The following is a 23,415-nucleotide window of genomic DNA, read 5'->3' on the forward strand; positions in this document are numbered from 1 at the left end:
CCTACCACCCCTGTAGGGTGCGCCATCGCGCACCGCATTCGAACCAAGAAGGAGCCAGAACAATGGCAAAGGAAAAGTTTGCACGTAACAAGCCGCATGTGAACATCGGCACGATTGGTCACGTTGACCACGGCAAGACGACGTTGACGGCGGCGATCACCAAGTATTTCGGCGAGTTCCGGGCCTATGACCAGATTGACGGGGCGCCTGAAGAGAAGGCGCGCGGGATCACGATCTCGACCGCGCATGTGGAGTATGAGACCGAAGCGCGTCACTATGCGCATGTCGACTGCCCCGGCCACGCCGACTATGTGAAGAACATGATCACCGGTGCCGCCCAGATGGATGGCGCGATCCTGGTTGTGAACGCGGCTGACGGCCCGATGCCGCAGACGCGCGAGCACATCCTGCTTGGTCGTCAGGTGGGCATCCCCTTCATGGTCGTCTACATGAACAAGGTCGATCAGGTGGATGACGAAGAGCTGCTCGAGCTGGTCGAGATGGAGATCCGCGAGCTGCTGACCTCCTACGACTATCCCGGCGACGATATTCCGATCGTGCGCGGCTCGGCGCTGCATGCGATGAACGGCACCCAGCCGGAGATCGGCGAGAACTCGATCCGCGCGCTGATGGAAGCGGTTGACAGCTATATCCCGACGCCCGCACGCGCCGTGGACCAGCCGTTCCTGATGCCGATCGAAGACGTGTTCTCGATCTCGGGCCGTGGCACGGTTGTGACCGGTCGTATCGAGCGTGGCGTGATCAACGTCGGCGACAGCATCGAGATCGTGGGCATCCGCGACACCAAGACCACCACCTGCACGGGCGTCGAGATGTTCCGCAAGCTCTTGGATCGTGGGGAAGCGGGCGACAATATCGGCGCACTCTTGCGCGGTGTGGACCGTGAGGGTGTCGAGCGCGGCCAGGTGCTGTGCAAGCCCGGTTCGGTCAAGCCGCACACCAAGTTCGAGGCCGAGGCCTATATCCTGACCAAGGAAGAGGGTGGCCGTCATACGCCGTTCTTTGCCAACTACCGCCCGCAGTTCTACTTCCGCACCACGGACGTGACCGGCACGGTGATGCTGCCCGAGGGCACCGAAATGGTGATGCCGGGCGACAACCTGAAGTTCACGGTTGAGCTGATCGCGCCCATCGCCATGGAAGACGGCCTGCGCTTCGCCATCCGCGAAGGCGGCCGCACCGTCGGCGCCGGCGTCGTGTCGAAGATCATCGAGTAACAACCTTTAAGGGTTCGACGAGGGAGGCCGGATGGTCCGGCCTTCCTCCTATCAACTCCAATGCCGCGAAAGGCTAAGACAAATGCAAAGCCAAAATATTCGCATTCGGCTCAAGGCGTTTGATTACCGTGTGCTGGATGCCAGCACGCAGGAAATCGTCAATACCGCCAAACGGACCGGTGCCCAGGTGCGTGGGCCGATCCCGCTGCCGAACAAGATCGAGAAATTCACGGTTCTGCGTAGTCCGCACGTGAACAAGAAATCCCGCGACCAGTTCGAGATCCGGACGCATAAGCGTCTCTTGGACATCGTCGACCCCACGCCGCAGACGGTGGACGCGCTGATGAAGCTCGACCTCGCCGCTGGCGTGGACGTGCAGATTTCGGTTTAAGGAGAGCAAGAGATGTTGCGCTCTGGTGTGATCGCGAAAAAAGTCGGCATGACCCGGCTTTTCCTCGAAGACGGCAAACAGGTTCCTGTGACCGTTCTTCAATTGGACAAACTTCAGGTGGTGGCACAGCGCACCCCTGAGAAAGACGGCTACACGGCCGTGCAACTCGGTGCGGGAACCGCCAAGGCCAAGCGGACGACGCAGGCCATGCGTGGCCACTTCGCCGCAGCCAAAGTTGAACCCAAGCGCAAGATCGCGGAATTCCGCGTAGCGCCTGAGGCCCTGATCAATGTGGGCGAGGAAATCACTGCTGACCATTACTTTGAAGGTCAGTTCGTGGATGTCTCGGGCACCTCGATCGGTAAAGGCTTTGCCGGTGCGATGAAGCGTCACAACTTTGGCGGTCTGCGGGCCAGCCACGGTGTGTCGATCAGCCACCGTTCGCACGGCTCGACGGGTCAGTGTCAGGACCCGGGCAAGGTGTTCAAGGGCAAGAAAATGGCCGGGCATATGGGGGCTGTGCGTGTCACCACGCAGAACCTTCAGGTCGTCAAGACCGACGCCGACCGTGGCCTTATCATGATCAAGGGCGCTGTTCCGGGGTCCAAAGGTGGTTGGGTGACGATCAAGGATGCGGTGAAAAAGCCGTTCCCCGAGAACGCCATTCTGCCCGCTGCTCTGCGCTCTGCTGCTGAAGAGGCTGCCAAAGCTGCTGAGGCTGCGGCCGCTGCTGCTGCGGCTGAAGCAGAAGCTGAAGCCAAGCGTCTGGCCGAAGAGGCCGCCGCCGCTGAGGAGGCTGCACTGAAAGAGGCTGAGGCCAGCATTCAGGCTGAGAAGAAGGAAGGCGAAGAATGAAACTCGACGTGATCAAACTGGACGGCGGGACGGCCGGCTCGGTCGATCTGGGCGAAGACATCTTCGGCCTGGAGCCGCGCGCAGACATCCTGCACCGCGTCGTTCGTTGGCAGCGCAACAAGGCGCAGGCCGGCACGCACAAGGTCAAGACCCGGTCGGAAACCAGCTATTCCACCAAGAAGATCTATCGCCAAAAGGGCACCGGCGGCGCACGCCACGGTGACAAGAACGCGCCGATCTTCCGCCACGGTGGTATCTACAAGGGTCCGACCCCGCGTAGCCACGCCCATGACCTTCCCAAGAAGGTTCGCGCGCTTGGTCTCAAGCACGCTCTCTCGGCCAAGGCCAAGGCAGGCGCGCTTGTCATCCTTGACGAGGCATCTTCGAACGGCAAGACGGGGGAATTGGCCAAGCAGGTCAAGAACCTCGGCTGGAAGCGCGTGCTGGTGATCGACGGCGCACAGGTGAATGCAGAATTCGCCCGTGCCGCAGCCAATATCGAGGGTCTCGATGTGCTGCCGTCGATGGGCGCAAACGTCTATGACATCCTCAAGCGTGACACGCTCGTGATCACCAAAGCGGGTGTCGAAGCACTGGAGGCTCGTCTGAAATGAGCGCGAAACCTGAACATTACGATGTGATCCGCAAGCCGATCATCACCGAAAAGGCCACCATGGTCTCGGAAAATGGGGCTGTGGTGTTCGAAGTCCACATGGACGCCAACAAGCCTGCCATCAAGGAGGCCGTTGAGGCGCTCTTTGGGGTAAAGGTGACGGCTGTGAACACCACGATCACCAAGGGCAAGCAAAAGCGCTTCCGGGGTCAGCTTGGCCGTCGCAATGACGTCAAGAAAGCCTATGTGACGCTTGCCGAAGGCAACACGATCGACGTGACCACCGGTCTCTGATCGTGGTGGGTTAGCACCCACGCTACGCATTAATATGTGAACCCCGGCTGCCGAGAGGTGGCCGGGGTTTCGCTTTTCACGGTCTTGTATGACCCTTTTGATCGCTTTTCGCTTGTCGAAAAGGGGCGACTTTCCTCTGGAATGCTGGCATTTATCTGCAAGTTGGCGGCGTTGCAGAGAGTAGGATCGACATGCAGCTTGAAATAGACATTGCCGCCGAGGCAATGGAGGATCGGATCGCGTCACTTGACCTTACCTGCTTTGATCGCGGCGATTATGTGAACCTGATCTTGCAGCGTTCTGAGGTGATGTTTGATCGGCCCAAATCGGGGCGGATCATCAAAGCCTGGCAGGAGGGCGACGATGCCCCGATCCAAGCCGTGGTGGATGAGATGGGCGACACGATATCGCGTCGTGCGGCAGGCGTTATTCACGCCGAATACAAGTTAATCAAGAGCCTCCTACAGGATATCAATCCCAAGCGGATCGCGGATATTGGCTGTGGCTATGGGTTCTTTGATCTATTTGCGGCGCAGGATCTGGGGTGCAAGGTGCTCTTGATCGACTTAGAGGAGAACACGCATCGTCATTTCGGGTTCAACACCGAAGGTGCCGCCTATTCCTCGCTGAGCCGCGCCAAAGGGTTGCTCAAGGCGAACGGGATCAAGGCTGACAGAATTGAAACGCTCAATCCAATGACAAAGCCCGCTGAGACGGCCAAGTCCGTCGATCTGGTTGTCAGCTTTCTCTCCTGCGGGTTCCACTATCCTGTGGATATGTATCTGCCATTTCTCGACAAGGTTTTGCGTCCCGGTGGGGCTGCGATATTCGATCTGCGCCGGAGCACGGCGAAGGTGCAGGCCGAAAAGCTGGAGACGTTCGGCACACTGACAGATCTCGACTCGCCCCCGAAAACACGCCGCGTTATGCTAAACAAGGCTGATGCGTAAAATGCCAGAGGCACTGGACGAGGTGATGATCGGTCTGGGCCTTTGATCACTGGTGGTTTCCGCCTGTAAATCTTGGGCAAACCCCTTGACCGCGCATGTGGCCTCCCTTATCAGACCCCATCCGCAAGGCCCCGGATTCGTCCGGGGCTTCGCTGTTGTTCGCAAGGGCAACTCTAACCGGGGACCTACGGGGCCTCATACCTTGGCCACCCTCGGGGGGCTATAACATAGGCGGGTTTACCTGCCGTAAGCAAACGGAAGACAGAAAGCATGGCACTCAAGTCGTATAAGCCGACGACGCCGGGCCAGCGTGGGCTGGTGCTGATCGACCGTTCGGAGCTGTGGAAAGGACGTCCGGTCAAATCTCTCACTGAGGGTTTGACCAAGAATGGCGGCCGGAACAATACCGGACGGATCACGATGCGTCGCAAAGGCGGCGGGGCGAAACGCCTCTATCGTATCGTCGATTTCAAGCGGACGAAATTTGATATCTCGGCAACCGTGGAACGGATCGAATATGACCCGAACCGGACCGCATTTATCGCGCTGATCAAATATGAAGATGGCGAGCAAGCCTATATCCTGGCGCCGCAGCGTCTGGCGATTGGTGACAAGGTCATCGCGTCGGCCAAGGCCGACATCAAGCCGGGCAATGCGATGCCGTTCTCGGGCATGCCCATCGGCACGATCATTCACAACATCGAGCTTAAGGCCGGCAAGGGCGGGCAGATTGCACGCGCCGCTGGCACCTATGCGCAATTCGTGGGCCGCGACGGTGGCTATGCTCAGATCCGTCTGAGCTCGGGCGAGCTGCGTCTGGTGCGCCAGGAATGCATGGCCACTGTTGGGGCCGTCAGCAACCCCGACAACTCGAACCAGAATTACGGCAAAGCGGGCCGTATGCGCCACAAGGGCATCCGCCCGTCTGTGCGTGGTGTGGTTATGAACCCGATCGACCACCCCCATGGTGGTGGTGAGGGTCGGACCTCGGGTGGTCGTCACCCGGTTACGCCTTGGGGCAAGCCCACCAAAGGCGCGCGCACCCGCAACAAGAACAAGGCGTCGCAGGATCTCATCGTGCGCTCGCGTCACGCCAAGAAGAAGGGCCGCTAACACATGGCACGTTCTGTATGGAAAGGCCCCTTTGTCGATGCCTATGTCTTGAAAAAGGCCGAGGCAGCGCGCGAGTCGGGGCGTAATGAAGTTATCAAGATCTGGTCGCGTCGTTCGACGATCCTGCCGCAATTCGTGGGTCTCACGTTTGGCGTCTACAACGGCCACAAGCATATCCCTGTCAACGTCAGCGAAGACATGATCGGTCAGAAGTTCGGTGAATATTCACCGACCCGGACCTATTACGGTCATGCCGCAGACAAAAAAGCGAAGCGGAAGTAAGTCATGGGCAAGGAAAAGAACCCCCGCCGCGTGGCAGACAACGAAGCAATGGCCAAGTTGCGCATGCTTCGTACCAGCCCGCAGAAGCTGAACCTCGTTGCCGCGATGATCCGTGGCAAGAAGGTCGACAAGGCGCTGACCGATCTCACTTTCTCGAACAAGCGCATCGCGCAGGACGTCAAGAAGTGTCTTCAGTCCGCAATTGCCAATGCTGAGAACAACCACAATCTCGATGTGGATGGTCTGATCGTGGCAGAGGCCTATGTCGGCAAGAACCTTGTGATGAAGCGGGGCCGTCCGCGTGCCCGTGGTCGCTTTGGCGCGCTGAAAAAGCCGTTTTCGGAGCTGACGATCAAGGTTCGTGAAATTGAGGAGCAAGCCTAATGGGTAACAAAGTCAATCCGATTGGCATGCGCCTTCAGGTGAACCGTACCTGGGATAGCCGCTGGTATGCCGACACCAAGGACTATGGCAATCTGCTGCTCGAAGATCTTGCGATGCGCAAGTTCATCGGCGAAGAGTGCAAACAGGCCGGGATCAGCCGTGTGATCATCGAACGTCCGCACAAGAAGTGCCGCGTCACGATCCACACCGCACGTCCGGGCGTGATCATCGGCAAGAAAGGCGCCGATATCGAGGGTCTGCGCAAGAAGCTGGCGGCAATGACCGCAAGCGAATTGCACCTCAATATCGTCGAAGTGCGCAAGCCCGAGCTGGATGCGGCCCTTGTGGGCGAGAGCATTGCACAGCAGCTTGAGCGTCGTGTGTCCTTCCGTCGCGCCATGAAGCGCGCCGTGCAGAACGCAATGCGCATGGGTGCTCTTGGTATCCGGGTCAACGTTTCGGGTCGTCTTGGCGGTGCCGAGATTGCGCGGACCGAATGGTATCGCGAGGGCCGCGTGCCGCTGCACACGCTACGTGCGGACATCGACTATGCTCCCGTCGAGGCCACCACGGCCTATGGGATCATTGGTATCAAGGTCTGGATCTTCAAGGGTGAAATCATGGAGCACGATCCCGGTGCCCGTGACCGCAAGGCCCAGGAACTCCAGGATGGTCCCGCGCCCCGTGGCGCCGGCGGCCGCCGTTAAGGAGGAATGAAAGATGCTTCAACCAAAGCGCACTAAATTCCGCAAGCAGTTCAAGGGCCGGATCAAAGGCGAAGCCAAAGGCGGCTCTGATCTGAACTTTGGCACTTTCGGTCTCAAGGCCACCCAGCCCGAGCGTATCACCGCCCGTCAGATCGAGGCCGCTCGTCGTGCCATGACGCGCCACATGAAACGTCAGGGCCGTGTCTGGATCCGGATTTTCCCGGATGTACCGGTCTCGTCCAAGCCCACCGAGGTTCGGATGGGTAAAGGTAAGGGTTCGGTCGATTACTGGGCCTGCAAGGTCAAGCCGGGCCGGGTCATGTTCGAGATCGACGGTGTGAGCGAAGAGATCGCATTTGAAGCGCTGCGTCTGGCGGCGATGAAATTGCCGATCAAAACCCGCGTCGTGGTCCGCGAAGACTGGTAAGATCAGCGGGTTCACACCTGCCTTACGGATGGCCCCCGTGCGAGAGATCGCGCGGGGGTTTTTCTTTGCCACTTGCTTGGCACCACGCTAAGAGCGAGCCATGCCCAATATCGATTCCCTCTTCGTGACCCGCCTCTATCGTGCCGCCCTGAGCGAGCACGCCCCCGCCATTGATGCCAAGGAATTGGAGGCGTCTTGCTATTCCATCGCCGAGGATGACGAGGCGGGGCAGGAGTGGTGCGACGAGAATGGCTATCCCGGCTATACCTCTTATGCCTCGCTCAGCGACCTGCCGTGGCGGTTCCCGATCTTTGCCGATCTGGTCAAGGTGCTGGATGCCCATGTGGCGGCCTTCGCCCAGGATCTGGAGTTCGATCTCGACGGCAAGGAATTGAAGCTAGAGGACATATGGATCAACATCCTGCCCGAAGGCGGGATGCACGCCAGCCATATCCATCCGCATTCCGTGATTTCCGGCACAACCTATGTGGCGATGCCTGACGGCGCCAGCGCGCTCAAGCTGGAAGACCCAAGGTCGGCCCGGATGATGGCGGCCCCTGTCCGCCGGAAAGACGCGAGACAGGAATTGCGCACCTTTATCTACGCCAAGCCGGTGGTAGGGGATGTGCTGTTGTGGGAATCATGGCTGCGTCATGAGGTTCCGATGAACATGTCGGAAGACGACCGGATCAGCGTCAGCTTCAATTATTCTTGGAATTGAGGGTGCAAAAACACCCGTTTTCCGCCGAATCTACGGTCTTTTGGGATTTCCCCTTGTAAAACGCGGCAAACTCCCCCATGTGCAGGGTGCTAACGTTATTCTATTTCGATCATCTGCTCCTCTAAACCGGCTGTCAGTATCTCGATCCAGACCGACCACGCCGCGACTGCCGCATTCCCGCGGGCAGCACTACCAGAGGAGACATCACGATGGCCAACGGCACCGTGAAATGGTTCAATTCCACCAAAGGCTTCGGCTTTATCGCGCCCGACAATGGCGGCAAGGACGTTTTCGTCCACATCAGCGCTGTTGAGCGCGCAGGCCTGACCGGCCTCGCCGACAATCAGAAAGTGACCTTCGACATCGAATCCGGCCGTGACGGCCGTGAGAGCGCGTCGAACCTCCAGCTCGCATAAGCGATCTGAACTGATGGGAACGGCCTCGGGGAAACCCGGGGCCGTTTCTTTATGCGGAAACGGATTTGAGTGTTTTGCGATTGTCGGATGTTTCGCTTGCCCTCTGCCACCGCCTCCCGTATAGAGCCCCAATCCGCACACCCCGGCCAGTCTGGGGATTCGGGTATTTGCAATTCATCCACCGGGTTTCGAGTTACCCTGAGCAAACCGTCAGGGGCTGGCCGGTGTTTTGAGAAAGGAAAAGGCGATGAACGCCAAGGAACTGCGTGACAAGACCCCGGATCAGCTCCGGGAAGAACTCACCAACCTGAAGAAGCAGCAGTTCAATCTGCGTTTTCGGGCGGCTACCGGCCAGTTGGAAAATCCCGCTCAAATGCGTATTGCCCGCCGCGACGCCGCGCGCGTGCTGACCATTCTGAACGAAAAAGCCAACGCGGCAGCAGAGTAAGGAGCCCGAGATATGCCTAAACGTATTCTTCAAGGGGTCGTGACCTCTGACGCAAACGCCCAGACCGTAACCGTATCGGTCGAGCGTCGTTTCAAGCACCCCGTGCTTCAGAAAACCATTCGTAAGTCCAAGAAATACCGGGCTCACGATGAGAACAACACGTTCAAAGTGGGCGATGCCGTTCGGATCATCGAATGCGCGCCCAAGTCCAAGACGAAACGCTGGGAGGTGCTGGAGGCATAAGCCTTTAGCGCCTTTTGGCATTAATCGAAACCCTGGGGACAAGGCAGTGCATCGCCCCCCATAGGTCGGGAGAAACCAAATGATCCAGATGCAGACCAACCTGGATGTTGCTGACAACTCCGGCGCTCGCCGAGTTCAGTGCATCAAGGTTCTGGGTGGTTCCAAGCGTAGATACGCATCCGTGGGCGACATCATTGTCGTCTCGGTCAAGGAAGCCATCCCGCGCGGTCGCGTGAAGAAGGGCGACGTCCGTAAGGCCGTCGTCGTGCGCACCGCCAAGGAAGTCCGTCGTGAAGATGGCACCGCCATTCGCTTTGACCGCAACGCCGCCGTGATCCTGAACAACGCAGGTGAGCCGGTTGGTACCCGTATTTTCGGGCCGGTCGTTCGCGAGCTGCGCGCCAAGAACTTCATGAAAATCATCTCGCTCGCCCCGGAGGTGCTGTAAGATGGCTGCTAAACTGAAAAAAGGTGACACCGTGGTCGTTCTGTCCGGCAAGGACAAGGGCCAAAAAGGTACGATCACCAATGTTGACCCGAAATCCGGCAAGGCCGTGGTTGAAGGCGTGAACATGGCGATCCGCCACACCCGTCAGAGCCAGACCAGCCAAGGTGGCCGCATCCCCAAGGCGATGCCCATCGACCTGAGCAATCTGGCGATTGTTGACAAGAACGGCAAACCGACCCGCGTTGGCTTCAAGATCGAAGGCGACAAGAAAGTCCGTTACGCCAAGACCACGGGGGACGTGATCGATGCTTGATACCGCAACCTATACCCCGCGCCTGAAAGCCCACTTCCGTGAGGCCATCAAGCCTGCTCTGAAAGAAGAGTTTGGCTACAAGAACGACATGCAGATCCCGCGTCTGGAAAAGATCGTGCTCAACATCGGCTGCGGTGCCGAGGCTGTGCGCGACTCGAAAAAGGCGAAGTCGGCTCAGGAAGACCTGAGCACGATCGCTGGTCAGCGCGCTGTCGTCACCAAGGCCCGCAACTCCATCGCCGGTTTCCGCGTTCGCGAAGACATGCCGCTTGGGGCCAAGGTCACGCTGCGTGGCGACCGTATGTATGATTTCCTTGACCGTCTGATCACCATTGCGATGCCGCGTATCCGCGACTTCCGCGGGGTTTCGGGCAAGTCGTTCGATGGTCGTGGCAACTATGCCATGGGCATCAAGGAACATATCATCTTCCCCGAGATCAACTTCGACAAGGTCGACGAAGTTTGGGGGATGGACATTGTCATCGCAACCACGGCGAAGACCGACGCTGAAGCCAAGGCGCTGTTGAAGCATTTCAACATGCCCTTCAACAGCTGAGCCGGGGGAGGATAGATCTATGGCTAAGAAATCAATGATCGAGCGCGAGAAGAAGCGTCAGGTGCTGGTTGACCGTTTCGCCAAGAAGCGCGCCGCTCTGAAAGTGATCATCAATGACCAGAGCAAGCCGATGGAAGAGCGTTTCCGCGCCTCTCTCAAGCTTGCGGAACTGCCGCGCAACAGCTCGGCCACACGGCTGCACAACCGGTGCCAGCTTACGGGCCGTCCGCATGCGTATTACCGCAAACTTAAAGTGTCCCGGATCATGCTGCGCGAGCTCGGCTCGAGCGGGCAGCTGCCCGGCGTCGTGAAATCGAGCTGGTGAGGAGGTCAGAGATATGAACGATCCTATCGGCGATATGCTCACCCGTATCCGCAACTCGCAGATGCGTGGCAAGTCCACGGTGTTGACCCCCGCCTCGAAAATGCGCGTGCGCGTTCTCGATGTGTTGGCCTCCGAGGGCTACATTCGTGGCTATGAGATGACACAGGATGCCAATGGCCATCCTGCCATCGAGATCAGCCTGAAATACTATGAAGGCACGCCTGTCATTCGCGAAATGAAGCGGGTTTCCAAGCCCGGTCGTCGCGTCTATCTGGGCGTCGATGACATTCCGCAGGTCCGTCAGGGTCTGGGTGTGTCGATTGTCTCCACCTCCAAGGGTGTGATGTCGGATGCAGCCGCGCGCGCAGCCAATGTTGGCGGCGAAGTGCTCTGCACTGTCTTCTAAGGAGACCAGACATGTCACGTATCGGCAAGAAACCCGTACCCCTGCCCTCCGACGTCACTGTGACGCTGTCGGGACAGAAGATCGAAGTCAAAGGCCCCAAGGCAACCAAGACCTTTACCGCGACGGATGATGTCACCATCACCATCGAGGAAAATGCGATCTCGGTAATGCCGCGCGGCAAATCCAAGCGCGCGCGCCAGCAGTGGGGGATGACCCGTACGGTCATCGCCAACATGGTGCACGGCGCTCGGGATGTCTTCAAGAAAGAGCTGGAAATCCGTGGTGTGGGCTATCGTGCCCAGATGGCGGGCAACGTGCTCAAGCTGAACCTCGGCCTCAGCCATGATGTCGATTTCCCCATTCCGGACGGTGTAACCGTGACCGCACCCAAGCAGACTGAGCTTGTGGTTGAAGGCACGGACAAGCAGCTCGTTGGTCAGGTCGCGGCAAATATCCGCGACTGGCGGCGTCCCGAACCCTACAAGGGTAAGGGCATCCGCTACAAAGGCGAGTACATCTTCCAGAAGGAAGGCAAGAAGAAGTAAGGACGCGACAGATGGCAAACAGCAAAAGAAAACTGTTCCTCAAACGCCGCCTGCGCGTTCGGAACAAACTCCGCAAGGTCAATGCAGGGCGCGTGCGCCTGAGCGTTTTCCGCTCCAACAAGAACATCAGCGTGCAGCTGATCGACGACGTCAACGGTGTGACGCTCGCGGCGGCCTCGACCCTCGAAAAGGATCTGGGCCTGGTGGGCAAGTGCAATGTCGAGGCGGCCACCAAGATTGGCACCGCGATTGCCGAGCGGGCCCAAAAGGCCGGCATCACCGAGGCCTATTTCGATCGGGGCGGCTTTCTGTTTCACGGGCGTGTCAAGGCAGTTGCCGACGCCGCGCGTGAAGCTGGCCTGAAGATTTAAGGAGACGAGAGAATGGCAAGAGAAGACAACCGCCGCGACCGTCGCGAACGCGAGGAAGCCCCGGAGTTCGCCGATCGTCTCGTCGCGATCAACCGTGTGTCCAAGACAGTCAAGGGCGGTAAGCGCTTTGGCTTCGCGGCGCTGGTGGTCGTGGGCGATCAAAAGGGCCGCGTCGGCTTTGGCAAAGGTAAAGCCAAGGAAGTTCCCGAGGCGATCCGCAAGGCCACCGAAGCTGCCAAGCGCGCAATGATCCGCGTGCCGCTGCGCGAGGGCCGCACCCTGCACCACGACATGGAAGGTCGCCATGGCGCCGGCAAAGTCGTGATGCGCACAGCTCCGCATGGTACCGGCATCATCGCCGGTGGTCCGATGCGCGCCGTGTTCGAGATGTTGGGCGTTCAGGACGTGGTCGCGAAATCGACCGGGTCGCAAAACCCCTATAACATGATCCGCGCCACGCTCGATGGTCTCCGCAAAGAGACCAGCCCGCGTATGGTGGCGCAGCGCCGTGGCAAGAAGGTGGCTGACATCCTGAAAAAGGGTGACGAAGCGCCGGTTGCTGAAGCGGCAGAAGCGTAAGGAACCGGACAAATGGCAAAAACCATCGTCGTCAAGCAGATCGGCAGCCCGATCCGTCGCCCTCAAGATCAGCGTCAGACCCTCATCGGTCTGGGACTCAACAAGATGCACAAGACCCGCGAGCTCGAGGATACCCCCTCGGTGCGTGGCATGGTCAACAAGCTGCCGCATCTGGTTAAGATCATCGAAGAGCGCGGCTAAATCCGCTCCGGCTGGAGTATCCCAGCCCATCGCACAAAAGCGCCCCGGTCCAAGAGGATCGGGGCGTTTTGCATTTTGCGCCGCTGTCATCCTTTAGTCGCGTCCCACCAGAATCAGCGCCGGGCTCGGACGTGGAGCGTGATAGGTTCAGAGCCGGGGTTGAGCCGAGGGCTTTCGCCTTGGATCACCCATCCGCATCGCTTTGAGGAGGAAGGCCGATGTCTGACCAATGTTCTGGTGGTTGCGACCACATTCACACCCATACCAAACACGCGCCGATCGACAATCACACCTGCCACTGTTCCGTCTGCAAGAACGTGACAGGTCAAGACACCACGCATGTGGTGTTTTACAACCATGGTGATGTTGTTGCGGACAATGAGGCGGGGATGAACCGCCAGCCGTTCAATGCTAACAATCCCGATGGTCCGCTCGAGCTTTGCACTTGCGGGACGTGCGGCGCGCCCATCATGCTGGATGACAAGCAGCATCGCATCCGGGTGATCGTGCCCAACCTGATGGGCTATGGTGACCAGATCGGTGCCGCAAGCTATCATGCGTTCTATGATCCGGCCACAGGCGTACCCAAGCCCAGCGATGGCCGCCCAGTCTATGCCGCGCTGCGCCCTGATTTCGTTTGGCCGCCGTCATCCTGAGCCTTTTTGCCTTGGTCGGGGCGATGCTCAGCCCCGACCATGTGGCGCATCAAAATCCAGCACCGGATTGATCGGGATGATCCGGTTGGGATTAATGGTGTCATGGCTATAGTGATAGTGGCGTACGATATGCTCGAAATTGACCGTCCCCGCCACGCCCGGCCATTGGTAAAGGTCGCGCAGATAGCCCCATAGGTTCGGATAGTCGACGATACGCGCCCGGTTGCATTTGAAATGCAAATGATAGACCGGATCAAACCGGATGAGCGTGGTAAAAAGCCGCCAGTCGGCCTCGGTCGCGTTGTCGCCCATCACGTAGCGGTGTTGGCCAAGACGGCCTTCGAGCCAGTCGAGACTGTCGAAAAGCGGGTGCACGGCGCTCTCATAGGCCTCTTGGCTGGTGGCAAAACCGGCCTTGTAAACGCCGTTGTTCACGGTGTCGTAGATACGCGCGTTCACAGGCTCGATGGTGGCGCGCAGATCTTTTGGCCAGAAATCGAGTGTGTTGCCGGTGATATCGTCAAAGGCAGAATTGAACATCCGGATGATTTCGGCGCTCTCGTTCGAGACGATAGTTTCACGCTCTGCGTCCCACAGGATGGGTACGGTGACACGACCGGAAATGTCGGGGTCGGCCTTGAGGTAGATGTCACGTGCGTAAGGCAGACCATAAAGACGGTCGCCGGTTGCACCGGGGAAATCGGTGCGAAATTCCCAACCCTCTGACAGCATATCGGGATGCACGATTGAGACGTCGATGTGATCTTCCAACCCTTTGAGCGCGCGAAAGATCAACGTGCGATGCGCCCAGGGGCAGGCCAGCGAGACATAGAGGTGATAACGCCCGCTTTCCGCCTTGAAGCCGCCGTCGCCCGAGGGGCCAGCCGTGCCGTCGGCGGTGATCCAGTTGCGGAATTTCGCGGTCGAGCGCACGAATTTTCCGCCCGTTGATTCGGTGTCATACCAAGTGTCTTGCCATTTACCGTTGACCAGTTGACCCATGTGATTACTCCTCTTTGGCATTAATCTAGGGGCATGGGCTGGCCCCAGTAATCCGCAGCACCGCGCAGCGCCCGTGCAGGGCTGCACATGTCGCGAACGGGGCCGGGGGCTTCGTTTCTTCGTTTGCAGCCTTGGGGCGCTGCGCCTATACACGGCCTATGACGAAGCCCGCAACCGGGCCGGAAAGGTGTGCACGGATCGGCTGACCCATGTCGGGGGCAGATCGCGCGTCGTCGGGGCCGTTTGGCCCGATCGCCCCTTTTCGCCCTGTTGCGCGACCGAGGATAAGGGGACTGCCATGCGACTTGCCACCATTCTGACCGCGCTCTTGAGCGGAACTGCCGCCTATGCCCATCCGGGCCATCTGGCAGAGGTTGCGGGGCATGGCCACTGGTTGGGAGCAGCCGCACTTGGGGCCGCGATTGCCATTGGCCTCTGGTCCGGTTTGCGCGCGCGCAAAGAGCGGGCAGAGACGCAAGAGAACGAAGATGAGGCCGCCGACGAGGCGCCGCAGGAGGCATGAGCATGGTCAAGACGGGTGTGATGATCTGCGGACACGGGTCGCGCAGTCAATCGGCGGTGGATGAATTCAGCGTATTGGCGGATAAACTGCCGGGCTATCTGCCGGATGACTGGCTGATGGAATATGGCTATCTCGAATTTGCCAATCCGGTGATCCGTGACGGTCTTGACCGGTTGCGCGCGGCTGGCTGCGAGCGAATTCTGGCTGTGCCGGGGATGCTCTTTGCGGCGATGCATTCCAAAAACGATATACCCACCGTGCTTAATACCTATGCCGCAACGCATGGTATCGAGGTGCGCTATGGTCGCGAATTGGGGGTGGACCCCAAGATGATCGCCGCCGCAGGGGCACGGATACGCGAAGCGATTGACCGCGCCAATGTGAAATACGGCGAGGTCGGGGTGCATGACACGTGCCTTGTGGTGATTGGGCGCGGCGCGTCTGATCCCGATGCCAATGCCAATGTCGCCAAGATTGCGCGCCTTTTGCATGAGGGTATCGGCTTTGGCTGGTGCGAAGTGGGCTATTCCGGTGTCACCTTCCCGCTGGTCGAGCCATGCCTGCAACATGTGGTCAAACTGGGCTACAAGCGTGTTGTGGTGTTCCCCTACTTCCTCTTTTCCGGCATCTTGATAGACCGCATTTATGGCTTTACCGACCGCGTCGCCGATGAACATCCGGGCATGCAATTTGTCAAAGCAGGGTATTTGGGCGACCATCCCAAGGTGCTGGAAACCTTTGCCGAGCGTGTGACAGAGCAATTGAGCGCCGTGCCGCCCCCCAATTGTGGCACCTGTCAGTATCGCACGCAGATCCTCGCCATCGAGGGTGGCGCGGTGCAGCGGATCACGCCCGAACAGCGCGCCGCTTTGGCCGAGGCACGGGGCACCGGGCATCCGGCCTTTGGCGATGTGCCGCCGCCCACATGCGTCATGTGTAAATATCGCACGCAAATCCTGGGCTTTGAGGCCGAGGTTGGCGCTGTGCAAGAAAGCCATCACCACCATGTCGAAGGGCAGGGGGCCTCTGCGCCTGGCTCGAACGTGGCGGATTGCACGCTGTGCGACACCTTCTGCACCGGTCTGTGTCGGTTGGAGGCGCAGGCGAAGCATCACCACCATGACCATGATCACGGGCATCACCACCACCATGATCACGATCATCCCCATGACCACCATGACCATGATCACGACCATCACCACGCGCCCTATCCCCATGCCCGCCATCCGCATGGGCCCGAAAGCGCGCGGCGGACCAAGGCCTGACTGCGTTTCTTCTTGGTGACAATACTCCCGCCGGAGGCTCCGACACCGGCCGCAATCGCAAAGGGTTGATTTTGCGCCCCTACGAAAAGAACCCCTCGGCCATCTATGAGATGAGCTTTGCCACGGTACGCCAAGAGGCGCGGCTGGATCGGTTTGGCCCAGGGATGGAGAGCCTTGCGATACGGCTCATTCATGCCTGTGGAATGGTCGAGGTGGCGGATCGGCTGGCGTTTTCCAGCGGGGCCTATGCCGCGGGCCATGCCGCCTTGCAGGCCGGTGCGCCCGTGTTGTGTGATTGCGAGATGGTTGGCGCCGGGATCATCCGCCGCTATCTGCCCTGCAACAATGAGGTGATTGTCACGCTGAACGATCCGCGGGTGCCGGGAATCGCGGCGGAGATCGGCAATACACGTTCAGCAGCGGCAGTTGAATTGTGGGCAGAGCGGCTAGAGGGGGCCGTGGTCGCGATTGGCAATGCGCCCACGGCGCTTTTCCACCTTTTGGAACTGCTCGATCAGGGGGCACCGCGTCCGGCGCTGATCCTTGGCTTTCCTGTGGGATTTGTTGGGGCAGCCGAGAGCAAGGCCGAACTGGCAGACAATCCGCGCGGCTGCGAATTTGTCGCTCTGCGCGGGCGGCGCGGCGGATCGGCGATGGCAAGTGCGGCGGTCAATGCGCTGTCTGCCGGTTTGCCGGAGGTGGGCGCATGACGACCACAGCGGAACCTTGGCTGCATATTGTGGGCATTGGCGAGGATGGGATGGCCGGACTTTTGCCCGCAACCCGCGCCATTCTAGAGGCCGCAGAGGTGATCGTCGGCGGTGAGCGGCATCACCTTTTGTCCGAGGCTGTGACGGCAGAGCGGATCGCTTGGCCCTCGCCTTTTGACGCGCTGACAGGCCTATTGGCGGGATTGCGGGGGCGGCGCGTCGTGGTGCTGGCCACGGGCGACCCGCTCTGGTTCTCGGTCGGCGCGCGCATCGGGCGGTCTTTGCCACCCTCCGAGATCGTGTATCATCCGCAGCTTTCGGCCTTTCAACTGGCGGCCGCGCGCATGGGCTGGAGCATGGCGGACCTTGAGACATTGACGGTGCATGGGCGCCCCGTCGAGCAGATGATCGCGTTTATTCAACCCGATGCCCGGCTTTTGATCCTGACCACGGGGGCCGAAACGCCCGCACAGATCGCCCGGTTTCTGACCGAGCGGGGGTTTGGACAATCGCGGATGACAGTGCTGGCCAATATGGGCGGGGCTGAGGAGGCGCGGTTTGACGGGCTGGCCGAAAGTTGGGCGCATGTGGTGCCGCCTTTCAACACGCTGGCCGTCGACTGTGTGGCCGCCCCTGATGCCGCGCTGATGCCACGGGTGCCGGGGCTGGCGGATGACCTCTTTCAGCATGATGGCACGATGACCAAGCGTGAGGTGCGGGCCGCCACGCTGGCCAAGCTGATGCCGATGCGCGGCGCGCTACTGTGGGACATCGGCACCGGCTGTGGTTCGGTTGCGGTGGAATGGATGCGCGGCGCGCGCTATGCCCGCGCGATCGGGATTGAGCCGCGCGCGGATCGGCGCGCGATGGCGGCGGCGAATGCCTTGGCACTCGGTGTGCCACGGTTGGAACTGATCGAAGGCCGCGTGCCCGAGGCATTGGACGGTCTCGAGGCACCTGATGCAGTTTTCATCGGTGGCGGGCTGACCGAGGCGGTGTTTGACGCCGCTTGGGCCGCGTTGCGCCCCTTGGGGCGGCTGGTGTGCAATGCCGTGACGCTCGAGAGCGAGGCGGTGCTGGTGGCGCTCTACAAGCGACACGGCGGCGAATTGGTCAAGTTGCAGATCAGCCGGGCCGAACCGGTGGGGGGCTTGACCGGCTGGCGCCCCCTTATGCCGGTCACGCAATGGAGCCTGGTGAAGCGATGAACGGTGGGCGTCGGATTTGAGTAGTTCTGGAACGATGAAAGGCAGGGTCTCGCATGGCCGGTAAGCTTTATGGCGTGGGCCTTGGGCCGGGGGACCCCGAGTTGATGACGCTGCGGGCGCATCGGCTGATTGCTGGCGCGACAGTGGTGGCCTATCCGGCATTGGCGGGCGGCGAGAGTTTCGCGCGGGCGATTGCCGCGGGCGCAATTGCGCCGGGCGCACGCGAGATCGTGATGGATGTGCCGATGAGTGTCGAGCGCGCTCCGGCGCAGGCGGCATATGATCGGGGAGCCGCGGAAATAGCTGACGCGCTTGACGGGGGCGACAATGTGGTGTGCCTTTGTGAAGGCGACCCCTTCTTTTATGGCTCGTTCATGTATCTCTTTGCTCGGCTGAGCGGGCGCTACGAGGTCGAAGTCGTGCCCGGTGTCACTTCGATCGCCGCTTGTGCGGCGCGGGCGGGGCGACCATTGGTGGCGCGCAACGAGCGCTTGACGGTGTTGCCCGGCCCCTTGCCCGAGGCCGAGTTGCGGGCACGGATCGAAGGGGCCGAGAGTGTCGCCATCATGAAGGTGGGGCGGCATCTGTCCAAGATCCGGGGGGTGATCGAAGGTTTGGGCCTGACTGCCGAGGCTGTCTATGTCGAACGCGCGAGCCTTGCCGAGGAAATTGTCTGCCCCTTGGCGCAAGCACCGGAAAAAGCACCATATTTTTCAATGATTCTGCTTACGAAAGGGGCCGATCCATGGCTGTGAGACCTGTTGTTCTGGTGCTGAGCCGGTCGGGTGAAGCCGTCGCGCACCGTGTAGCCGCGTTGATTGACGGCGATGTGCATGGGCGCGACGGGCGAGTAGACCACGCCGCGGCGTGGTTTCCCAATGCGCTGGATCACGCGCGCGATCTATTTGCCGCCGGGGTTCCGGTGGTGGGGGTTTGTGCCAGTGGCATCTTGATCCGGGCGGTGGCGCCGCTCTTGAGCGATAAACGCGGCGAGCCGCCGGTGGTGTCGGTCAGTGACGACGGGGCGGTTGTGGTGCCGCTGTTGGGCGGGCACAGGGGGGCCAATCGGTTGGCGGCGGTGATCGCCGGAGGGTTGGGGGCCGTGGCGGCGGTGACGACGGCGGGCGATGTGGCGATGGGCGTGGCGCTCGATGCGCCCCCTCTGGGTTACCGGCTGGCCAATCCCGGCGACGCCAAGGCGGCGATGGCGGCGATGTTGGCGGGGGAAGGTGTCCGGGTCACTGGAGAGAATATCTTTGATATCAAGGATATGGGCGGTGCTGTTGAGTTGGTTGTGAGCGAGGCACCGGTTGCGGGCAATGATCGGCGGCTGGTCTATCATCCGCAGCGCTATGCGCTTGGCCTTGGCTGTGCGCGGGGATGCGCGACCGAGGAACTGTGGGATTTGGTCTGTCGGACGCTGGAGGAGAGCGGGATTGCACCGGGGGCGATTGCTTGTGTGGCGTCAATTGATCTCAAGGCCGATGAGGCGGCGATGAATGCGGTGGCGCGGCGCTTGGGTGTGCCGTTTCGCCTGTTCTCGGCGGCAGAGTTGGAGGCCTATGCCGGGCAGTTGGCGAACCCATCCGAGGTGGTCTTTGCCGAGGTCGGATGCCATGGCGTGTCTGAGGGGGCGGCGCTGGCTTGTGGTGGGCAACTGGTTGTAGAAAAACGGAAAACTGCCAATGCAACCTGTGCGCTGAGCCGCTCTGAGGCAGTCATTACAGAGATGCCGGGGCGGGCGCGGGGACGGTTGAGCGTGCTGGGTATAGGCCCCGGTCAGGCAAGCTGGCGGACACCGGAGGTGTCGCGGCTTGTGGCTGAGGCGGATGAGTTGGTGGGCTATGGCCTTTATATCGACCTGCTAGGACCCTTGGCGGCGGGTAAGAGTCGCAGTGATTTTCCGCTGGGAGGCGAGGAGGCGCGGTGCCGATATGCGTTGGAACAGGCGGGGCAGGGAAAGAGTGTTGCGCTAATTTGTTCAGGAGATGCAGGTATTTACGCGATGGGGGCGCTGGTTTTCGAGTTGCTCGACCGAGGGCCGGAGGCGCAAGGCGTGAGTGACGCGGCGCGGCGGGTGGAGGTTGTGTGCTCGCCCGGTGTGTCGGCGCTTCAGGCGGCGGCAGCGCGGGCGGGGGCCCCGCTTGGGCATGATTTCTGTACGATTTCGCTAAGTGACCTATTAACGCCGCGCGAAGATATCATTCGGCGGTTGAATTCTGCGGCGGAGGGCGATTTTGTGATCGCTTTCTATAATCCTGTATCCAAGACGCGGCGCACTTTATTGTCGGAGGCGCGGGATATTTTGCTCAAACACCGCCCGGCGGATACGCCAGTGCTACTGGCAAGCTCGCTGGGGCGACCGGAAGAATCCTTGCGTTACAGGCGTTTGGCCGATTTGCAGGTGGATGAGGTGGATATGTTAACGGTGGTGCTGGTGGGGTCGTCCAACAGCCGTTTGGCGCAGTTGGGCGAAGGGCCGCGCATGTTCACGCCGCGCGGCTATGCGCGCAAGATTGATGGTGATCTGGCTGAGGTCAGAACAGGGAAGGCATTGAAATGACTGTCTATTTCATCGGTGCAGGGCCGGGTGATCCGGAGCTTTTGACCAAGAAGGCAGAGCGCATCATCGGGCAATGCCCCGTGTGCCTTTACGCCGGGAGCCTTGTGCCAGCCGAGGTTGTGGCCGGTGCGCCCGAGGGCGCGCTGGTGATGGACACCGCGCCGATGACGCTGGAGGATACCCATGCGGTCATTTTAGACAGCCATACCAAGGGCTTGGACGTGGCGCGGGTGCATTCAGGCGATCCGTCACTCTATGGTGCGATTGCGGAACAAATTCGTAAACTTCGGGCGGATGGGATTGATTATCAGATCATTCCGGGGGTTCCGGCCTATGCGGCGGCGGCGGCGGCACTGGGGCAGGAATTGACCGTGCCGGAAATCGCGCAAAGCATTGTTTTAACAAGGGTTTCCATGAAGTCCACGTCGATGCCAGAGGGTGAGACGCTGGAGAATTTCGCGCGCACCGGGGCGACGCTGGCGATCCACCTTGGTATCCGTAACCTACGGGAAATACACAGAATTTTGGCACCTTACTATGGCGATGACTGCCCCGTTGTGGTGGCCTATCGGGTGGGGTGGCCGGATCAGATGTTTATCCGGGGTACGCTTGCGGATATTCACGCCAAGGTTCGCGCCGAGAAAATCACCCGTACTGCCTTGATTATGGTAGGAAAAGTTCTGGGCGAGATCACGGATTTCAAGGATAGCGCGCTCTATGATCCGGTCATGCCGCATGTGTTGCGGCCTAAGGTGACGGCGAAGGCCTAGACCTTACGATTCGTAAGGTTTGTAAGGGGATTTTGTAAGGTCGGCGTTTTTCTTCGCGCGGAACAAGGCCGAAGGCCGCCGCGCGATCGCCGACCCGCCCCCCGGGGCGGCGATTGGCTGAGGTTTTGGCACCCACGGACGTAGGGCAGGCTTTGCCGAGATAAACTGCCCCTCACACGCGTCGGATCGCCACCCCGCGGGTCGGCGACCGCGCGGCTGAAGGAAAGCCGATGCGCCCGTGAAATTTCATTTGATTTTTTCACGGAATCGGCGCAGCGTGAAAATTGAGCGGAAATTTTCACGAGACCCTCCATGCAGCAGACCGAGATCAACGCGATGCGCAGCCTTGGCGCGGACCTGCGCGCCTTGCGCAAGGCGCGCGGGCTGACGCTGGCGGCACTGGCCGAAATGCTGGGGCGGTCGGTCGGGTGGCTGTCACAGGTCGAGCGTGATCTGTCGGAACCGTCGATCAGCGATCTGCGGCAGGTGGCCGAGGTGTTGGGCGTGCCGATGTCGCTGCTCTTTGGCCATGCGAGCGCGCCGGCCGAGGAACAGGGCTATGTGGTGCGCGCGGGCGCGCGACGGCCGATGGGATCGGGCGAGGAAGGGTTGATCGAGGAGTTGCTCTCGCCGGACCTGACCGATGATTTCGAGGTGATCCATTCGACATTCCGCCCCCGGTCCAAGATGCAGCGCCCGGCGCAGCGTCCGACGCAGGAGGTGGGGTATATCCTGTCGGGGCGGCTGGACCTGAGCATCGGCGCGCGGAAATTCACCGTTGGCCCCGGCGACAGTTTCCGGTTTCGCGGTGAGCCCTATGCTTGGGCCAATCCCTATGACATCCCGTGCGTGGCGATTTGGGTGATCGCCCCGCCGGTGTATTGAGGGCGCGCGCATGAGCTATCACGCCTGGACCGTCTTTGCGTTGTTCTGGGTGGTGTTTGTCACCACGCCGGGGCCGAATGCGGTCAATTGCATCACCAATGGGATGACGATCGGGTTTCGACGCAGCCTGTGGGGGGTGTTGGCGATCCTGACGCAGGCGACGCTGTTCCTGAGCCTGTCGGCGGCGGGGGTGACGGCGCTGATCGCGGCCTCGCCGGTGGCGTTTCAGGTGGCCAAGCTGATCGGGGCGGGGTTTTTGATTTACCTTGGCGTGCGCGGCTGGATCATGGCGCGGCGGCCTGTTGAGGCGGGGGAGGCCCCGAAAGGCTCGGTCTATTGGCGGGCCTTGGCGATTGCCACGATCAACCCCAAGAGCGTGGCGGGGTATCTCGCGGCATTCAGCCAATTCGTGCAGCCCGATGTGCCGATTGGCGCGCAGATGTGGGTGATCTTTCCCACGGCGCTGAGCCTGACGACGCTGAGTTATGTGGGCTATTGCGCCTTGGGCGCAGGGCTGGGGCGTGCCGCGCTGGGCGCTGTGTTCAATGTCTGGCTGCGGCGGGGCATGGCCGCCTGTTTCGTGATCTATGGCGTGGCCTTGGGCAGCGCCGCAACACCGGGGAGAGGATGATGCACAAGGGATCGTGTCTGTGTGGAGATGTGACATTTGTTGTGACCGCACCCCCGGAAGGGGCGAGTGCCTGCCATTGCGGGCAATGCCGCAAGCAATCGGGGCATGTCTGGGCCTCGGCCTATGTGGCGCGGGCGGAGTTGAGCATTTCGGGACCGGTGAGCTGGTATGCGGCGAGTGACATCGCCAAGCGCGGGTTTTGCCCCAAATGCGGCGCGTTCCTGTTCTGGGCCGCGCACGCGGAGGACACCATCAGTTTCGCGCTAGGGGCGCTGGAGGCGCCGACCGGGCTGCGGTTGGAGAAGCACATCTTTGTCAAGGACAAGGGTGATTATTACGATATCGCGGACGGCGTGCCGCAAACGGATTGAGGGAG

36 protein-coding genes are annotated in these 23,415 nt (G+C 60.5%); 35 read left to right on the forward strand and 1 reads right to left on the reverse strand.

Going from position 1 to position 23,415, the window contains the following annotated elements:
* Positions 1 to 62: 62 nt before the first annotated feature.
* From tuf to RAK1035_RS09550, 25 genes are all read left to right on the forward strand, one after another.
* The gene (gene tuf, locus RAK1035_RS09430) at positions 63 to 1,238 is read left to right on the forward strand and encodes an elongation factor Tu (protein ID WP_008281866.1); all 1,176 of its coding nucleotides are present in this window, start codon (positions 63 to 65) and stop codon (positions 1,236 to 1,238) included.
* 82 nt (positions 1,239 to 1,320) lie between these two features.
* Positions 1,321 to 1,629, forward strand: coding sequence for a 30S ribosomal protein S10 (gene rpsJ, locus RAK1035_RS09435; protein WP_008281867.1), 309 nt, complete (start codon positions 1,321 to 1,323; stop codon positions 1,627 to 1,629).
* A 12-nt stretch (positions 1,630 to 1,641) separates the two neighbouring features.
* Entirely contained in the window at positions 1,642 to 2,484 is an 843-nt protein-coding gene (gene rplC / locus RAK1035_RS09440) for a 50S ribosomal protein L3 (RefSeq protein WP_008281868.1), read from the forward strand.
* On the forward strand, positions 2,481 to 3,098 hold the full coding sequence (gene rplD, locus RAK1035_RS09445) for a 50S ribosomal protein L4 (RefSeq protein ID WP_008281869.1): 618 nt from the start codon (positions 2,481 to 2,483) through the stop codon (positions 3,096 to 3,098). The genes rplC and rplD overlap by 4 nt, the downstream gene beginning before the upstream one ends.
* Positions 3,095 to 3,391, forward strand: coding sequence for a 50S ribosomal protein L23 (locus RAK1035_RS09450; RefSeq protein ID WP_008281870.1), 297 nt, complete (start codon positions 3,095 to 3,097; stop codon positions 3,389 to 3,391). Before rplD ends, RAK1035_RS09450 begins: the two co-directional genes overlap by 4 nt.
* A gap of 191 nt (positions 3,392 to 3,582) precedes the next feature.
* The gene (locus tag RAK1035_RS09455) at positions 3,583 to 4,341 is read left to right on the forward strand and encodes a class I SAM-dependent methyltransferase (RefSeq protein ID WP_008281871.1); all 759 of its coding nucleotides are present in this window, start codon (positions 3,583 to 3,585) and stop codon (positions 4,339 to 4,341) included.
* A 270-nt stretch (positions 4,342 to 4,611) separates the two neighbouring features.
* On the forward strand, positions 4,612 to 5,454 hold the full coding sequence (rplB, locus tag RAK1035_RS09460; RefSeq protein ID WP_008281872.1) for a 50S ribosomal protein L2: 843 nt from the start codon (positions 4,612 to 4,614) through the stop codon (positions 5,452 to 5,454).
* A gap of 3 nt (positions 5,455 to 5,457) precedes the next feature.
* Entirely contained in the window at positions 5,458 to 5,736 is a 279-nt protein-coding gene (gene rpsS, locus RAK1035_RS09465; protein WP_008281873.1) for a 30S ribosomal protein S19, read from the forward strand.
* 3 nt (positions 5,737 to 5,739) lie between these two features.
* Positions 5,740 to 6,120 carry a 50S ribosomal protein L22 gene (gene rplV, locus RAK1035_RS09470; protein WP_008281874.1) on the forward strand — a complete coding sequence of 127 codons (381 nt, stop codon included), beginning with the start codon at positions 5,740 to 5,742 and terminating at the stop codon, positions 6,118 to 6,120.
* On the forward strand, positions 6,120 to 6,827 hold the full coding sequence (gene rpsC / locus RAK1035_RS09475; RefSeq protein ID WP_008281875.1) for a 30S ribosomal protein S3: 708 nt from the start codon (positions 6,120 to 6,122) through the stop codon (positions 6,825 to 6,827). The genes rplV and rpsC overlap by 1 nt, the downstream gene beginning before the upstream one ends.
* Before the next feature lie 13 nt (positions 6,828 to 6,840).
* A complete protein-coding gene (gene rplP, locus RAK1035_RS09480) occupies positions 6,841 to 7,254 on the forward strand; it encodes a 50S ribosomal protein L16 (protein ID WP_008281876.1) in 414 nt (137 codons plus the stop codon).
* A 100-nt stretch (positions 7,255 to 7,354) separates the two neighbouring features.
* Entirely contained in the window at positions 7,355 to 7,975 is a 621-nt protein-coding gene (locus RAK1035_RS09485; protein WP_008281877.1) for a 2OG-Fe(II) oxygenase family protein, read from the forward strand.
* 209 nt (positions 7,976 to 8,184) lie between these two features.
* Complete coding sequence (locus tag RAK1035_RS09490; RefSeq protein WP_008281878.1) at positions 8,185 to 8,391, forward strand: cold-shock protein; 207 nt, start codon at positions 8,185 to 8,187, stop codon at positions 8,389 to 8,391.
* Between the two features lie 247 nt (positions 8,392 to 8,638).
* A complete protein-coding gene (gene rpmC / locus RAK1035_RS09495; RefSeq protein WP_008281879.1) occupies positions 8,639 to 8,839 on the forward strand; it encodes a 50S ribosomal protein L29 in 201 nt (66 codons plus the stop codon).
* A gap of 12 nt (positions 8,840 to 8,851) precedes the next feature.
* Positions 8,852 to 9,082, forward strand: a complete 231-nt coding sequence (rpsQ, locus tag RAK1035_RS09500) for a 30S ribosomal protein S17 (protein WP_008281880.1) — start codon at positions 8,852 to 8,854, stop codon at positions 9,080 to 9,082.
* A 79-nt stretch (positions 9,083 to 9,161) separates the two neighbouring features.
* Positions 9,162 to 9,530: a 50S ribosomal protein L14 gene (gene rplN / locus RAK1035_RS09505; protein WP_008281882.1), complete on the forward strand. Its 369-nt coding sequence runs from the start codon at positions 9,162 to 9,164 to the stop codon at positions 9,528 to 9,530.
* A 1-nt stretch (position 9,531) separates the two neighbouring features.
* Positions 9,532 to 9,843 carry a 50S ribosomal protein L24 gene (gene rplX, locus RAK1035_RS09510; RefSeq protein ID WP_008281883.1) on the forward strand — a complete coding sequence of 104 codons (312 nt, stop codon included), beginning with the start codon at positions 9,532 to 9,534 and terminating at the stop codon, positions 9,841 to 9,843.
* Positions 9,836 to 10,399 (forward strand): 50S ribosomal protein L5, encoded by a 564-nt coding sequence (gene rplE, locus RAK1035_RS09515; RefSeq protein WP_008281884.1) that lies wholly within the window; start codon positions 9,836 to 9,838, stop codon positions 10,397 to 10,399. The genes rplX and rplE overlap by 8 nt, the downstream gene beginning before the upstream one ends.
* 19 nt (positions 10,400 to 10,418) lie before the next feature.
* On the forward strand, positions 10,419 to 10,724 hold the full coding sequence (gene rpsN / locus RAK1035_RS09520) for a 30S ribosomal protein S14 (protein WP_008281885.1): 306 nt from the start codon (positions 10,419 to 10,421) through the stop codon (positions 10,722 to 10,724).
* A 13-nt stretch (positions 10,725 to 10,737) separates the two neighbouring features.
* On the forward strand, positions 10,738 to 11,130 hold the full coding sequence (rpsH, locus tag RAK1035_RS09525) for a 30S ribosomal protein S8 (RefSeq protein ID WP_008281886.1): 393 nt from the start codon (positions 10,738 to 10,740) through the stop codon (positions 11,128 to 11,130).
* Positions 11,131 to 11,141: 11 nt separating this feature from the next.
* Positions 11,142 to 11,675, forward strand: coding sequence for a 50S ribosomal protein L6 (gene rplF / locus RAK1035_RS09530; RefSeq protein ID WP_008281887.1), 534 nt, complete (start codon positions 11,142 to 11,144; stop codon positions 11,673 to 11,675).
* An 11-nt stretch (positions 11,676 to 11,686) separates the two neighbouring features.
* A complete protein-coding gene (rplR, locus tag RAK1035_RS09535) occupies positions 11,687 to 12,046 on the forward strand; it encodes a 50S ribosomal protein L18 (RefSeq protein WP_008281888.1) in 360 nt (119 codons plus the stop codon).
* A gap of 12 nt (positions 12,047 to 12,058) precedes the next feature.
* On the forward strand, positions 12,059 to 12,625 hold the full coding sequence (rpsE, locus tag RAK1035_RS09540; protein WP_008281889.1) for a 30S ribosomal protein S5: 567 nt from the start codon (positions 12,059 to 12,061) through the stop codon (positions 12,623 to 12,625).
* Positions 12,626 to 12,637: 12 nt separating this feature from the next.
* Positions 12,638 to 12,826 carry a 50S ribosomal protein L30 gene (gene rpmD / locus RAK1035_RS09545; RefSeq protein ID WP_008281890.1) on the forward strand — a complete coding sequence of 63 codons (189 nt, stop codon included), beginning with the start codon at positions 12,638 to 12,640 and terminating at the stop codon, positions 12,824 to 12,826.
* 218 nt (positions 12,827 to 13,044) lie between these two features.
* Positions 13,045 to 13,482: a GFA family protein gene (locus RAK1035_RS09550; protein WP_008281891.1), complete on the forward strand. Its 438-nt coding sequence runs from the start codon at positions 13,045 to 13,047 to the stop codon at positions 13,480 to 13,482.
* Between the two features lie 27 nt (positions 13,483 to 13,509).
* On the opposite strand, the gene RAK1035_RS09555 is transcribed toward RAK1035_RS09550, so the two are convergent.
* A complete protein-coding gene (locus RAK1035_RS09555) occupies positions 13,510 to 14,484 on the reverse strand; it encodes a glutathione S-transferase family protein (RefSeq protein ID WP_008281892.1) in 975 nt (324 codons plus the stop codon).
* 298 nt (positions 14,485 to 14,782) lie between these two features.
* Between RAK1035_RS09555 and RAK1035_RS09560 the strand changes: the two genes are divergently transcribed.
* From RAK1035_RS09560 to RAK1035_RS09605, 10 genes are all read left to right on the forward strand, one after another.
* Entirely contained in the window at positions 14,783 to 15,007 is a 225-nt protein-coding gene (locus RAK1035_RS09560; RefSeq protein ID WP_008281893.1) for a DUF6732 family protein, read from the forward strand.
* Entirely contained in the window at positions 15,004 to 16,272 is a 1,269-nt protein-coding gene (locus tag RAK1035_RS09565; protein ID WP_008281894.1) for a sirohydrochlorin chelatase, read from the forward strand. Before RAK1035_RS09560 ends, RAK1035_RS09565 begins: the two co-directional genes overlap by 4 nt.
* A gap of 71 nt (positions 16,273 to 16,343) precedes the next feature.
* Positions 16,344 to 16,982 (forward strand): precorrin-8X methylmutase, encoded by a 639-nt coding sequence (locus tag RAK1035_RS09570; protein WP_198133594.1) that lies wholly within the window; start codon positions 16,344 to 16,346, stop codon positions 16,980 to 16,982.
* On the forward strand, positions 16,979 to 18,190 hold the full coding sequence (locus RAK1035_RS09575) for a bifunctional cobalt-precorrin-7 (C(5))-methyltransferase/cobalt-precorrin-6B (C(15))-methyltransferase (protein WP_008281896.1): 1,212 nt from the start codon (positions 16,979 to 16,981) through the stop codon (positions 18,188 to 18,190). The genes RAK1035_RS09570 and RAK1035_RS09575 overlap by 4 nt, the downstream gene beginning before the upstream one ends.
* A gap of 53 nt (positions 18,191 to 18,243) precedes the next feature.
* The gene (gene cobI, locus RAK1035_RS09580) at positions 18,244 to 18,945 is read left to right on the forward strand and encodes a precorrin-2 C(20)-methyltransferase (protein ID WP_008281897.1); all 702 of its coding nucleotides are present in this window, start codon (positions 18,244 to 18,246) and stop codon (positions 18,943 to 18,945) included.
* Positions 18,936 to 20,753 (forward strand): precorrin-3B C(17)-methyltransferase, encoded by a 1,818-nt coding sequence (gene cobJ, locus RAK1035_RS09585; RefSeq protein ID WP_008281898.1) that lies wholly within the window; start codon positions 18,936 to 18,938, stop codon positions 20,751 to 20,753. The genes cobI and cobJ overlap by 10 nt, the downstream gene beginning before the upstream one ends.
* Entirely contained in the window at positions 20,750 to 21,523 is a 774-nt protein-coding gene (cobM, locus tag RAK1035_RS09590; RefSeq protein WP_008281899.1) for a precorrin-4 C(11)-methyltransferase, read from the forward strand. Before cobJ ends, cobM begins: the two co-directional genes overlap by 4 nt.
* 312 nt (positions 21,524 to 21,835) lie before the next feature.
* Positions 21,836 to 22,408 (forward strand): helix-turn-helix domain-containing protein, encoded by a 573-nt coding sequence (locus RAK1035_RS09595; protein WP_008281900.1) that lies wholly within the window; start codon positions 21,836 to 21,838, stop codon positions 22,406 to 22,408.
* A 10-nt stretch (positions 22,409 to 22,418) separates the two neighbouring features.
* Positions 22,419 to 23,039, forward strand: a complete 621-nt coding sequence (locus tag RAK1035_RS09600; protein WP_008281901.1) for a LysE family translocator — start codon at positions 22,419 to 22,421, stop codon at positions 23,037 to 23,039.
* A complete protein-coding gene (locus tag RAK1035_RS09605; protein ID WP_008281902.1) occupies positions 23,036 to 23,410 on the forward strand; it encodes a GFA family protein in 375 nt (124 codons plus the stop codon). Before RAK1035_RS09600 ends, RAK1035_RS09605 begins: the two co-directional genes overlap by 4 nt.
* The last annotated feature ends 5 nt before the right edge of the window (positions 23,411 to 23,415 follow it).

The organism is Roseovarius sp. AK1035 (assembly GCF_003288315.1).
GTDB lineage: Bacteria > Pseudomonadota > Alphaproteobacteria > Rhodobacterales > Rhodobacteraceae > Roseovarius > Roseovarius mucosus_A.